Genomic DNA, 12,505 nt, shown 5'->3' on the forward strand with positions numbered 1-12,505 from the left:
TTATTTTAACTTTTTAATAAAAAACTTTTTCTAAACATAAACCTGCAGCTGGAGCACACTTCCCAGCATTTTTTCTATCCTTTTTATTAATTATATCCTCTATTTCTGATGGTTCTATTTTACTTCTTCCCACTTGTATTAAAGTACCTACTATTATTCTTACCATATTATAGAGAAAACCATCACCTGATACATAAATTTTTATAACTTCTTCATCTTTTTTTACTTTAATATCCCATATTGTTCTTACCGTTGTCTTTACAGAACCACCTAGAGATCTAAATGCATTAAAATCATGAGTACCTATAAAATATTTAGATGCGTCAGACATCTTATCCACATCTAGCTTCCACTTAAAGTGATATACATAATCTTTACCTATAGCTCTAGGTAATTCAGAATTTAATATAGTATAGCAATAAGTTTTACCTTTAGTATGATATCTCGGATGAAATTCTTCTGAAACCTCTTCTGAACAAAGTACTACTATATCCTTAGGAAGCTTTGTATTAATAGCATTTTTAAATTTTTCAGCTGGTATTTTACTATTGGTTTTAAATGCTACCACATATTCTTTTGCATGCACCCCAGAATCCGTTCTACTACATCCTATTAGCTTTATATCTTCCTTAACTATAGTTTCTACAGCAAGCTGTAATACCGCTTCTACTGTTCTTCCATTTGTTTGCTTCTGCCACCCACAAAAATGAGTACCATCGTATTCAACCTTAAGCTTAATATTTCTCATTCAGTTTCACCTTATAATAAAACTCTTACACCAATACTTATAACAATTAACATAGCTACTATGAAGTAAGCTAATGTATCTATAGATGTATATTTGAGTTGTTTCATCCTAGTTCTACCATCTCCACCTCTATAGCATCTAGCTTCCATTGCCATCGCTAACTCATCAGCTCTCTTAAATGAACTTATAAATAAAGGAACTAATAATGGTATAAGACTCTTAGCTTTCTGAAATATATTTCCACCATCAAAATCAGCGCCTCTTGCTTTTTGTGCTTTCATAATCTTATCAGTTTCATCTATTAAGGTTGGTATAAATCTTAAAGCAATAGTCATCATCATAGCTACTTCATGTGAACTAATCCCTATTACCCCTAAAGGTTTTAGCAGCCTTTCTAAAGCATCTGTAAGCTCTATAGGTGATGTAGTTAAGGTTAATATAGATGTTCCTATTATTAAGAATAATAGTCTTAATGTCATAAATATAGCTATATTAATTCCCTCTTCATATACTTTTATAAACTTCCAACTAAATAAAAGTGTATCGCTTGTTCCTTTTATCATAAAAATATTCAGTATAGCGGTTATTATTATTAAAGTCATGACAGGTTTAATTCCCTTAAAGTAGAACCTAGGAGATACTTTAGAACTAATTATTGCAGATGCTATAAATGCCACTACAAAAATATAACCAATAAATTCATTTATTATAAATAACGACACAATAAATAATATTGCAGATATTATTTTTGTCCTAGGATCCAATTTATGTATGAAGGAATCTCCAGGAACGTATTGCCCAATAGTTATATCTTTTATCATTTTAAAATCCCTCCCCTAGTTCTTCCTTAAAATCTTAATAAGATCTTCCTTAGCTTGGTCAATTGTAAATATATCTTTATCTACTTTAAAACCTTTTTCTATCAATGCTTTTATTAAGTAAGTTACCTGAGGAACTGCTAATCCAACACTCTCTAGTACTTCACTTTCCTTAAATACTTCTTTAGGCTCTCCATCTAATATAATTTCACCCGAATTCATTACTATAACTCTATTAGCAACTTTGGCTACGTCCTCCATACTATGAGATACTAATACTATAGTCATTCCATATTCTTTGTGTAACTTTTGAATCTGTACTAATATCTCATCTCGTCCCTTAGGATCTAATCCTGCGGTAGGTTCATCTAATATCAAAACCTTAGGTTCCATTGCAACTACACCTGCTATAGCAACTCTACGTTTTTGTCCACCACTTAACTCAAATGGAGATTTATCTTTATAAATCTCATAATCGAGTCCAACCATATTCATGGCCTTGATTACTCTTTTATGTATTTCTTCTTCACCTAATGCTAAGTTCCTAGGCCCAAATGCAATATCTTTTTCTATATTTTCTTCAAATAATTGATATTCAGGATATTGGAACACTAACCCTACTTTTTTTCTTATTTCACTTAGCTTAGAGCCCTTCGCAGTGATATTAGTTCCATCTACTATTATTTCTCCAGAACTGGCTTCCAATAATCCATTTAGATGTTGGATTAATGTTGACTTACCTGAGCCTGTATGACCAATTAATGCCACAAATTCACCTTGTTCTATATCAACAGATACATTATTTAGTGCCTTTTTCTCAAAAGGTGTCTTAGGCATATATATATGAGTTAATTTGTTTACTTTAATTGACATAATGCATTCACCATCTCATCTACATTTAATATTTCGGTACTAATATTTATACCTTCTTTTTGAAGTTCATAAGCTAATTCCGTAACCTGAGGAACATCCAGTCCTATTTCCTTCATTGTCTTAACTTTTGAAAACACTTCTCTTGGATTTCCTTCTAGAACAATTTTACCTTGTTCCATAACTATAACTCTATCTCCTTGAGCAGCCTCATCCATATAATGTGTTATAAGCACTATGGTAATTCCTAAGTTTTTATTTATTTCTCTTATGGTATTCATAACTTCTTTTCTACCTGATGGGTCTAACATAGCAGTAGGCTCATCAAATATTATGCACTCTGGTTGCATAGCTAATATCCCAGCTATAGCGATTCTTTGTTTTTGCCCCCCTGACAATAGGTGAGGTGCATGCCTTCTATATTCATACATTCCAACTTTTTTAAGCGCTTCATCTACCCTAGCTCTTATTTCCTTAGACTCGACCCCTAAATTTTCAGGACCAAATGCTACATCTTCCTCAACTATAGTTGCAACTAATTGATTATCTGGATTTTGAAAAACCATTCCTGCCGTTTTTCTAACTTCCCATAAATTATCTTTATCTTTAGTATTCAAACCTTTAACATATATTGCCCCCTCAGTGGGTAATAATAAAGCATTTATATGTTTTGCAATAGTAGATTTTCCTGATCCATTATGACCAAGTACTACTAAAAATTCTCCTCTTTTAACTTCTAGGTTCACACCATTTAATGCGTAATGTTCTTCTCCATTTTCGTGCGAAAAATATTTAAAACTAATATCTTCACATTTAATGATTTTGTCTTCCATGCTATTCGCCCCCTTAGTTATATAATTATTATAAAATCTATAATTGAATATATACTTTATAATAATTATATCTAAGTATGATAAAATGGGGACTAAGTATATACTTAATCCCCTCTATATTATACTAACTCAAGTATAACTACTTCTGCTCCGTCTCCTCTTCTAGGACCAACTTTGAACATTCTAGTGTATCCACCATTTCTCTCAGTATATTTAGGAGCAATTTCTTCAAATAATCTTTTAACTACAGCTTCTTCAGTAACAAAAGATAATACTTGTCTTCTAGCGTGAAGATCTCCTCTTTTAGCTAAAGTAATCATCTTTTCAGCAAGACTTCTTGCTTCTTTTGCTCTTGTATCTGTAGTTTCTATTTTACCATGCTTTAAGAAGCTTGTAACAAGGTTTCTTAGCATAGCTCTTCTTTGGTCTGTTGGACGACCTAACTTACGATATCCTGCCATGATTCTACCTCCTTACTCGTCACTTAGTCTTAAACCTAAGCCTAATTCCTTAAGTTTTCTCTCAACTTCTTCGAGAGATTTTTTACCTAAGTTTCTTACTTTCATCATATCATCCATTGATCTCAATGCAAGCTCTTGAACAGTATTTATACCTGCTCTCTTTAAACAGTTATATGATCTAACTGAAAGATCAAGCTCTTCAATAGTCATCTCAAGGACTTTTTCTTTTTTATCTTCTTCTTTTTCAATCATTATCTCCATGTCATTTGTATTATCTGTAAGTGACATGAAAAGTTTGAAGTGTTCAATTAAAATTTTGGCTGAAAGACTTATAGCTTCATCTATCTTGATTGTTCCATTAGTCCATATTTCTAATGCTAACTTATCATAGTCAGTAATTTGACCTACTCTTGTATTTTCAACTGTGAAGTTTACTCTTTTTACAGGAGTATAGATTGAATCTACTGCTATAGCGCTTAATGGTAATGAATCTGACTTATTTTTATTTTGAGTCACATATCCTCTACCTCTGTTAACAGTAAGCTCCATATATAATCTTCCATTTTCGTCTAAAGTAGCTATATGCATATCTTTATTAACTACTTCAACGTCTCCATCTGTTTTAATATCTGCACCTGTTACTACTCCAGGTCCTTTAGAATCAATGTAAATAACCTTTGGTCCTTCTCCATTCATTCTAAGAGCTAACCCTTTTATATTAAGGATAAGTTCAGTAACATCCTCCTTAACACCAGTAACAGTAGAAAACTCATGTAGTACTCCATCAATTTTAACAGAAGTAGTAGCTACACCAGGTAATGATGAAAGAAGTATTCTTCTTAACGCATTTCCCAGAGTAATTCCATAACCTCTTTCTAATGGTTCAACTACGAATTTCCCATAAGTACCATCTTCACTTTGTTCTATACATTCAATTATTGGTTTTTCTATTTCTAACATGCGCAAAACCCTCCTTTTTATAATGTGGCAACCTTATTATGAGGGCAACTGATTCAATATTTGCAAAGGAGAGTATAACCCCCTCGCAAATAGCATATTATTACTTGCTGTATAACTCAACGATAAGAGTTTCATTGATTGCAGTATCAATGTCTTCTCTTGCTGGCATAGCAATTATTTTACCTTCAAAGTTTTCAGGTGTTGACATTATCCATTTTGGTAATGTTTTTGGATTTTCAGCAAATACTTTGAACTTTTCAGTTCCTCTGCTTTTTTCAGATACAGAGATAACGTCGTTAACACTTACTTTATATGAAGCAATATCAACTTTTTTACCGTTAACTAAGAAATGTCCGTGATTAACTAATTGTCTAGCCTCAGTTCTAGATGCACCGTATCCTAATCTGAATACTGCGTTATCTAGTCTCATTTCTAGTAACATAAGTAGGTTTTCACCTGTTATGCCTCTCATCTTATCTGCTTTTTCATAGTACTTAGAAAATTGTTTTTCAAGTACTCCATAAATTCTTTTAGCTTTTTGCTTTTCTCTTAACTGCATTCCGTAGTTAGAAAGCTTCTTTTTACTAGCTCCATGTTGTCCTGGTGCGTAGCTTCTTCTCACGAAAGCACATTTATCTGTATAGCATCTATCTCCTTTAAGAAATAGCTTAGCGCCTTCTCTTCTGCACAATCTACATGATGCTCCAGTATATCTTGCCATTAATTACACCTCCTATGATGTTTCTACTACACTCTTCTTCTTTTTGGTGGTCTACATCCGTTATGTGGAATTGGAGTAACATCTTTAATTAAAGTTACTTCTAATCCTGCTGCTTGTAAACTTCTTATAGCAGCTTCTCTACCTGATCCTGGACCTTTTACATATACTTCAACACTTTTTAATCCGTGTTCCATAGCTGTTTTAGCCGCTGTTTCAGCTGCCATTTGAGCCGCAAAAGGAGTACTCTTTCTTGACCCTCTAAATCCTAACGCACCCGCTGATGACCATGATAATGCATTACCAACTGCATCAGTTAAAGTTACGATAGAGTTATTGAAAGTTGACTTAATGTGAGCTGCTCCATGTTCAACATTTTTTCTTTCTTTTCTTCTTCTAGTTTTCTTAACTTTTGCTGCTACCATTGTCTTCCCTCCTTACTATTTTTTCTTATTAGCAATAGTTTTCTTTGGACCTTTTCTAGTTCTTGCATTTGTTTTTGTTCTTTGTCCTCTTACTGGAAGACCTCTTCTATGTCTCATTCCTCTATAGCAACCAATTTCTACTAATCTTTTTATGTTAAGTGCTATTTCTCTTCTTAAATCACCTTCAACAACTAAATTCTTGTTGATGAAATTTCTTATAGCGTTAACTTCGTCTTCGTTTAAATCTCTAACTCTTGTGTCTGGATTTACTCCAGTTTCTGCTAATATTTTGTGTACGGTTGATAAACCGATTCCGTATATATAAGTTAGACCTATCTCAACTCTTTTTTCTTTTGGTAGATCTATACCAGCTATTCTAGCCATTAAAACTTACACCTCCTGGTAATTAAATTCCCTTTTCAATGTGGTAAATATATATAAATAAAATCTCAGGTCAATGGAAACACCACTGTCAGCCGCCCTAAAATTTATTTATGCTTAATTAAATGCCTATCTAATGATATTTTAGAATGGAAAAAAAGTCAATAAAATTTGTATTCCATTCTAACAAATTTTTATGGATTTTATTTATTTTAGCCTTGTTTTTGCTTGTGCTTTGGGTTTTCGCAAATAACCATTACTCTACCTTTTCTTCTAATGATTTTGCACTTTTCGCAAATAGGCTTAACTGATGGTCTTACTTTCATCGCTAACCCTCCTTGTATTACTTATAATCTTGAAAAAATATTCGCAAGATATTAATTAGTATTCGATATTACTATTTTGCTCTCCAAGTAATTCTTCCTCTAGTAAGGTCATATTGAGATAATTCAACAGTAACCTTATCTCCTGGCAGAATTCTTATGAAATTCATTCTTAGTTTACCTGAAATATGAGCTAATATTTTATGACCACTTTCTAGTTCAACTTGGAACATAGCATTAGGTAGTGACTCTAAAACTGTTCCTTGCATTTCTATTACATCATCTTTTGACATAAGGTAATCAAACCTCCTTATCAATGCCTTCAAATTTTATAAAATTCTTAATTTTTAAATCTAGATTATCCTCATTATTTAAAATAGAGTTCTTTAGTTCTTCATCTATGATTTCCGTAAAATTCAAGTGCTTTATTTTCTTCTTTTTAGGCATTTCTATCTTTTTTGTACTTCCATTTGCTAAGTAAACATAGTCTTCAGCTATTACGTTCACTATTAAATAGGGATTGTTTTTATCTCTACCAGCTTTTGAAAATACTAACTTTCCAATTAAGTTGCTTTTATTCAACTTATTTCACCTCAATGATTACCCTAGTAATAAATCTACAAATCCCTCTATGGTAATTGTGAATTTATAACTAAGCAACACTTAATTACTTAATTAGTGTTAAAATCTCAGGACCATTTTGTAATATAGCAACAGTGTTTTCATAATGAGCTGACTTCATGCCATCCGCTGTTACAACAGTCCAATCATCATCTAATGTTTTCACTCTCCATGTTCCAATATTAACCATCGGTTCTATAGCGAGTACCATACCTGATGATAATCTCGGACCTCTACCTGGTCTACCAAAATTAGGTACTTCCGGATCTTCATGAACAGCTTTCCCTATTCCATGACCCACATAATCTCTTACAACTGAAAATCCATTTTGTTCAACATAACTTTGGATTTCATAAGATATATCTGTTAATCTATTACCTTCAACAGCTTTTTCTATACCTTTAAAAAAACTTTTTTCAGTAACATCTATAAGCTTTTTAGATATTTCTGATATCTCTCCTACAGGAAAAGTTCTTGCAGCATCACTATGGAATCCATCTAGAAAGACCCCACAATCAATACTTACAATATCTCCATCTTGTAATTTATACGAACTCGGAAATCCATGGACAACCTGTTCATTTATAGAGATACAAAGTGCACTTGGAAAACCATATAATCCTTTAAAGGAGGGCTTTCCTCCCTGCTTAGTTATAAATTCTTCTGCTATTCTATCTAACTCTGCAGTAGTAATACCAGGTTTGACTTTTGATTCTACTAAAAGTAGGGCCTCTGCCAAGGTTCTACCTGCTTTTCTCATTAGGTCGATTTCTTTATCATTTTTTAATATAATCACATTTACTCACTTCCTAATATCTTACAGATACTTTCAAAGACCTCATTGATTGCTTTTGTGCCATCAACAACTGAAAGTAAATCTTTCTCCTTATAGTACTCTATAAGTGGTTGAGTCTGTCTTTCATATACAGCTAATCTTTCTTTAACTGTTTCTTCCGAATCATCTTTTCTTTGAATGATGTCGGATCCACAAACATCACATTTTGATTCAATCTTTGTTGGATTAAATTTAACATGATAACTTGCTCCACATGAAGGGCATACTCTTCTTCCAGTCATTCTTTCTAGTATGAACTCGCTAGGAACTTGAATTAATAGAGCAGTATCCAAAGATTCTTTTCTATCATCTAAAAATTCCTCCAGTGCATTAGCTTGATGTACTGTTCTTGGAAATCCATCTAGTAGATAACCCATTCTACAATCTTCTGCTTGTAATCTATCTTTAACCATATTAATAGTTACTTCATCCGGAACTAATTGACCATTGTCAATATATTTCTTTGCCTCAATTCCCAATGGTGTATTTTCAGAAATGTTCTTTCTAAAAATATCCCCAGTTGATATATGAGGTATGGAGTATCTATTACAAATTGATTTTGCTTGTGTTCCTTTTCCTGCCCCTGGCGGACCAAATAAAACAACTTTCACCGACACCATCTCCATTTTGTACTTTATTTAAGGAATCCTTGATAGTGGCGCACAACTAATTGAGACTCAAGAGTTCGCATTACATCTAATGCAACACCAACTAAGATCAATAGTGAAGTTCCTCCAAATGAAATACCCTTAAATTGAGTGTTATTTTCTATTATTATTGGAGTGATCGCTAATATTGCAGCAAATATGCCACCAAAGATTGAAACTTTTGTTAAAATATTTTCTAAATACTTTTCAGTTGGTTTACCTGGTCTAATTCCAGGTATAAAACCTGCTGATTTATTCATATTTTCAGCCATTTCATCTGGCTTAAATGTTATTTGAGTATAAAACCAAGTAAAGAATATTGTCAATACAGCATAAATTACTGGATACATCCAAGTTTTTTCATTAAATACACTGTATGTACTTCCCGTTATCCATTTTGCCCAGTCTTTATCTGGGAAAAGTTGTGCAATAGTCTTAGGAAATTGCATAACTGACATAGCAAATATTATTGCAATAACCGCTGAACCAATTAAACTTAATGGAATATGGGTTGATTGACCTTTAGCTACTCTATTACCAACAGCTTTACTAGCATACTGAACAGTTACTCTTCTTTCTGCTAGTGATAAATATATTACTACTGCTAAAAGTAAAACAACAAAAACTGCAAATAAAGCTATTTGAATTATATCTACCTGATCCATATTCTTTAATGCTGCTATTGATGCTATAGTATTTGGTATTCTTGATACTATGTTAATAAATATTATCAATGATATACCATTTCCTATTCCTTTTACAGTTATTTGATCACCTAACCACATACAGAAAGCTGATCCTACAGTTAAAGTTAGTATAATAAGATATATGAATGCAAAACCTGATTCACGTATACCACCTTGATTATACATTAATACATAAGTACCGTAGGCTGTAATTACACCAAATAAAATCGATGCATATCTTGTTATATTTTGAATCTTCTTACGTCCTTCTTCTCCTTCTTTAGATAATTGCTCTAAAGGTGGAATAGCTATAGTAAGTAATTGCATTATTATTGATGAGTTAATATATGGAACAACTCCTAATGCTAGTATGCTAAATCTACTTAAAGCACCACCAGACATTAAATCATAGAAGCTCCATAAATTATTTCCAGATTCAGTAAGAGTTTTAAGATACTCAGTATCAATTCCAGGAACAGGAATATGACTTCCCATCCTGTAAATTGCAACAAATAAAACTGTCCATAATAACTTTTTTCTTAAATCTGGAACCTTCCAGGCATTACGTAGGGTTGATAGCATATTAGATCACCTCAACTTTTCCTCCAGCTGCTTCTATCTTTTCTATTGCAGACTTAGAGAATTTACATCCTTTTACAGTTAGGCTCTTTTCTAAGTTTCCATTTCCTAATATCTTAACTCCGTCTCTAATTTTACTTATTACTCTAGTTTCAAGTAAAACTTCTGGAGTGATTTCAGTTCCATTTTCAAATATATTTAATCTATCAACATTTATAGAAATGTATTCTTTAGCAAATATATTAGTAAAACCTCTTTTGGGAAGTCTTCTATATAGTGGCATTTGACCTCCTTCAAATCCAGGTCTTACTCCACCACCAGTTCTAGAATTTTGTCCCTTTTCACCTTTACCAGCATTTCTTCCTAATCCTGATCCAGTACCTCTACCGACTCTTTTAGGAGCTTTTTTGCTTCCTGCTGCTGGTTTTAACTCATGAAGTTTCATGCTACTTACACCTCCTCGTTTTAAACTTCTTCAACTTTTAATAAGTAGCTTACTTTGTTTATCATACCGTTGATTTGAGGATTAACCTCATGTTCTACTGATTTACCTATTTTCTTTAGTCCAAGGGCATTTGCAGTAGCGATATGATCTTTTTTTCTACCGATTAAGCTCTTAACTAATGTTACTTTTAGTTTAGCCATAGCAATTCCCCTCCTAACCTAGTATTTCTTCAACAGATTTGCCTCTTAATTTTGCAATATCTTCTGCAGTTCTTAAGCTTGCTAATCCATTAATTGTAGCGTTAACCATGTTTCTTGGGTTATTAGAACCTAATGACTTAGCTCTAACATCTTTTAGTCCTGCTAATTCAAGAACAGCTCTAGCTGGACCTCCAGCGATAACTCCTGTACCTTCTGTAGCTGGCATTATTAGAACATTACCAGTACCGAATTTTCCATATATTTGATGTGGAACAGTTGTTCCAACCATAGCAACTTCTACTAAATTTTTCTTTGCGTCTTCAATTCCTTTTCTGATTGCTTCAGGTATTTCAACTGATTTTCCCATTCCAACGCCTACGTGTCCGTTTTCGTCACCTACAACGACTAAAGCGCTGAATCTGAAGTTTCTACCACCCTTAACAACCTTAGTTACTCTGTTTATGAAAACAACCTTTTCTTTAAGGTCTAGTGTGCTAGGATCGATTCTCATTTATTTCCCTCCTTGTTTTTTAGAATTTAAGGCCTGCTTCTCTTGCACCTTCAGCTAACTCTTGAATTCTTCCATGGTATATGTATCCACCTCTGTCAAATACCACATCTGAAATTCCTTTTTCAATAGCTTTCTTTGCAACTGCAGTTCCAACTATTCTAGCAGCTTCTTTGTTGCTTCCTGCTTTTCCATCGAAGTCTTTATCTAAACTTGAAGCAGCAACAAGTGTTACAGCGTTAACATCATCTATGATTTGAGCATATATATTTTTATCACTTCTGAAAACACATAATCTTGGTCTTTCAGGAGTCCCAAATATTTTCTTACGAACTCTTAGGTGACGTTTCTCTCTTGATTGTTTTCTGTCTACCTTTTTGAACATAAGTCTCACTCCTTTCTATTATTTCTTACCAGTTTTACCTTCTTTACGTCTAATAACTTCATTAGAGTACTTAATACCTTTGCCTTTATATGGCTCTGGCTCTCTCCATGATCTAATGTCAGCAGCAGCAGCCCCAACTTTTTCTTTGTCTATACCTTCAACTATAACCTTAGTAGTTCCATCAGTTTTGAAAGTAACCCCTGTAATTGGTTCTATTTCTACTGGATGAGAATATCCAAGATTCATAACTAATTTTGTTCCTTGAATTTGAGCTCTATAACCTACGCCTACTAGTTCAAGAGTCTTTGCATACCCTTGAGAAACTCCAGTAACCATATTATTTATAAGTGCTCTTGTTAATCCGTGAAGAGCTCTATGATCTTTGTTGTCGCTTGGTCTTGTTACAACAACTTGATTGTCTTCAACTGCTATTTTTATGTCTTTGTGCATAGTTTTTACTAACTCACCTTTAGCTCCTTTTACAGTAACAACGTTCTCTGGTGTTACTGTAACAGTAGTTCCAGCTGGAATAGCTATTGGTAATCTACCTACTCTTGACATAATTGCACCTCCTGTATTCCATTTTAGAACATTTCTATATTAAAACTTTATAGATATTTTTCAATCTGAAAATTACCATACATAGCAGATAACTTCTCCGCCTAAACCTTGGTTTCTAGCTTCTCTATCTACTATAACTCCTTTAGAAGTTGATATAACAGCAACTCCTAAACCATTAAGTACTTTAGGTACTTCATCTTTTTTACAGTAAACTCTTAATCCTGGTTTAGATATTCTCTTAAGACCAGTTATTACTCTTTCCTTATTAGCACCGTATTTAAGCGCTATTCTTAACATAGGTACTACACCGTCGTTATATTCTTCTATTTCTTTAACATAACCTTCTTGTAGTAATATATTAGCTAAAGCCTTCTTTACATTTGAAGAAGGAATCTCTACTGTTTCGTGTCTTACAGCATTTGCATTTCTTATACGTGTTAGCAAATCTGCAATTGGATCTGTCATAACCATTGAATTGTGCCTCCTTTCACTACATTAGAT

21 protein-coding genes are annotated in these 12,505 nt (G+C 33.1%); all 21 read right to left on the reverse strand.

The window, feature by feature from the left end:
- Window positions 1–13: 13 nt before the first annotated feature.
- The 21 genes from truA to rpsH all read right to left on the reverse strand — a co-directional run bounded on the left by truA (window position 14) and on the right by rpsH (window position 12,475).
- Window positions 14–748 (reverse strand): tRNA pseudouridine(38-40) synthase TruA, encoded by a 735-nt coding sequence (truA, locus tag L1S49_RS14765; RefSeq protein WP_238905878.1) that lies wholly within the window; start codon window positions 746–748, stop codon window positions 14–16.
- Window positions 749–759: 11 nt separating this feature from the next.
- The gene (locus tag L1S49_RS14770; protein ID WP_073021349.1) at window positions 760–1,569 is read right to left on the reverse strand and encodes an energy-coupling factor transporter transmembrane component T; all 810 of its coding nucleotides are present in this window, start codon (window positions 1,567–1,569) and stop codon (window positions 760–762) included.
- A 15-nt stretch (window positions 1,570–1,584) separates the two neighbouring features.
- A complete protein-coding gene (locus L1S49_RS14775; protein WP_238905880.1) occupies window positions 1,585–2,439 on the reverse strand; it encodes an energy-coupling factor transporter ATPase in 855 nt (284 codons plus the stop codon).
- Entirely contained in the window at window positions 2,424–3,269 is an 846-nt protein-coding gene (locus L1S49_RS14780) for an energy-coupling factor transporter ATPase (RefSeq protein WP_238905883.1), read from the reverse strand. Before L1S49_RS14780 ends, L1S49_RS14775 begins: the two co-directional genes overlap by 16 nt.
- A gap of 119 nt (window positions 3,270–3,388) precedes the next feature.
- Window positions 3,389–3,730, reverse strand: a complete 342-nt coding sequence (gene rplQ / locus L1S49_RS14785) for a 50S ribosomal protein L17 (protein ID WP_021800183.1) — start codon at window positions 3,728–3,730, stop codon at window positions 3,389–3,391.
- A 12-nt stretch (window positions 3,731–3,742) separates the two neighbouring features.
- Window positions 3,743–4,690, reverse strand: a complete 948-nt coding sequence (locus L1S49_RS14790; RefSeq protein ID WP_021800182.1) for a DNA-directed RNA polymerase subunit alpha — start codon at window positions 4,688–4,690, stop codon at window positions 3,743–3,745.
- A 100-nt stretch (window positions 4,691–4,790) separates the two neighbouring features.
- A complete protein-coding gene (gene rpsD / locus L1S49_RS14795) occupies window positions 4,791–5,411 on the reverse strand; it encodes a 30S ribosomal protein S4 (RefSeq protein ID WP_073021340.1) in 621 nt (206 codons plus the stop codon).
- Between the two features lie 26 nt (window positions 5,412–5,437).
- The gene (gene rpsK / locus L1S49_RS14800; RefSeq protein WP_021800180.1) at window positions 5,438–5,833 is read right to left on the reverse strand and encodes a 30S ribosomal protein S11; all 396 of its coding nucleotides are present in this window, start codon (window positions 5,831–5,833) and stop codon (window positions 5,438–5,440) included.
- Window positions 5,834–5,848: 15 nt separating this feature from the next.
- A complete protein-coding gene (gene rpsM, locus L1S49_RS14805) occupies window positions 5,849–6,217 on the reverse strand; it encodes a 30S ribosomal protein S13 (protein WP_021800179.1) in 369 nt (122 codons plus the stop codon).
- Window positions 6,218–6,426: 209 nt separating this feature from the next.
- The gene (rpmJ, locus tag L1S49_RS14810) at window positions 6,427–6,540 is read right to left on the reverse strand and encodes a 50S ribosomal protein L36 (RefSeq protein ID WP_003448032.1); all 114 of its coding nucleotides are present in this window, start codon (window positions 6,538–6,540) and stop codon (window positions 6,427–6,429) included.
- 71 nt (window positions 6,541–6,611) lie between these two features.
- Window positions 6,612–6,830 (reverse strand): translation initiation factor IF-1, encoded by a 219-nt coding sequence (gene infA / locus L1S49_RS14815; protein WP_021800178.1) that lies wholly within the window; start codon window positions 6,828–6,830, stop codon window positions 6,612–6,614.
- A gap of 7 nt (window positions 6,831–6,837) precedes the next feature.
- Window positions 6,838–7,119, reverse strand: a complete 282-nt coding sequence (locus tag L1S49_RS14820) for a hypothetical protein (RefSeq protein WP_181601617.1) — start codon at window positions 7,117–7,119, stop codon at window positions 6,838–6,840.
- Window positions 7,120–7,204: 85 nt separating this feature from the next.
- Entirely contained in the window at window positions 7,205–7,954 is a 750-nt protein-coding gene (map, locus tag L1S49_RS14825; protein ID WP_073021336.1) for a type I methionyl aminopeptidase, read from the reverse strand.
- 2 nt (window positions 7,955–7,956) lie between these two features.
- Window positions 7,957–8,604 carry an adenylate kinase gene (locus L1S49_RS14830; RefSeq protein WP_073021333.1) on the reverse strand — a complete coding sequence of 216 codons (648 nt, stop codon included), beginning with the start codon at window positions 8,602–8,604 and terminating at the stop codon, window positions 7,957–7,959.
- 23 nt (window positions 8,605–8,627) lie between these two features.
- Window positions 8,628–9,908 carry a preprotein translocase subunit SecY gene (gene secY, locus L1S49_RS14835; RefSeq protein ID WP_073021331.1) on the reverse strand — a complete coding sequence of 427 codons (1,281 nt, stop codon included), beginning with the start codon at window positions 9,906–9,908 and terminating at the stop codon, window positions 8,628–8,630.
- Between the two features lies 1 nt (window position 9,909).
- Window positions 9,910–10,350, reverse strand: a complete 441-nt coding sequence (rplO, locus tag L1S49_RS14840; RefSeq protein ID WP_021800173.1) for a 50S ribosomal protein L15 — start codon at window positions 10,348–10,350, stop codon at window positions 9,910–9,912.
- 20 nt (window positions 10,351–10,370) lie between these two features.
- Window positions 10,371–10,550: a 50S ribosomal protein L30 gene (rpmD, locus tag L1S49_RS14845; protein ID WP_021800172.1), complete on the reverse strand. Its 180-nt coding sequence runs from the start codon at window positions 10,548–10,550 to the stop codon at window positions 10,371–10,373.
- A 13-nt stretch (window positions 10,551–10,563) separates the two neighbouring features.
- Window positions 10,564–11,061, reverse strand: coding sequence for a 30S ribosomal protein S5 (gene rpsE / locus L1S49_RS14850; RefSeq protein ID WP_021800171.1), 498 nt, complete (start codon window positions 11,059–11,061; stop codon window positions 10,564–10,566).
- 19 nt (window positions 11,062–11,080) lie between these two features.
- On the reverse strand, window positions 11,081–11,443 hold the full coding sequence (rplR, locus tag L1S49_RS14855; RefSeq protein WP_021800170.1) for a 50S ribosomal protein L18: 363 nt from the start codon (window positions 11,441–11,443) through the stop codon (window positions 11,081–11,083).
- An 18-nt stretch (window positions 11,444–11,461) separates the two neighbouring features.
- Entirely contained in the window at window positions 11,462–12,004 is a 543-nt protein-coding gene (gene rplF, locus L1S49_RS14860) for a 50S ribosomal protein L6 (protein ID WP_021800169.1), read from the reverse strand.
- Between the two features lie 72 nt (window positions 12,005–12,076).
- A complete protein-coding gene (rpsH, locus tag L1S49_RS14865) occupies window positions 12,077–12,475 on the reverse strand; it encodes a 30S ribosomal protein S8 (protein WP_073021328.1) in 399 nt (132 codons plus the stop codon).
- Window positions 12,476–12,505 lie beyond the last annotated feature (30 nt).

The organism is Clostridium sp. YIM B02506, assembly GCF_022324845.1.
GTDB classification, from domain to species: Bacteria; Bacillota; Clostridia; order Clostridiales; family Clostridiaceae; genus Clostridium_T; species Clostridium_T intestinale.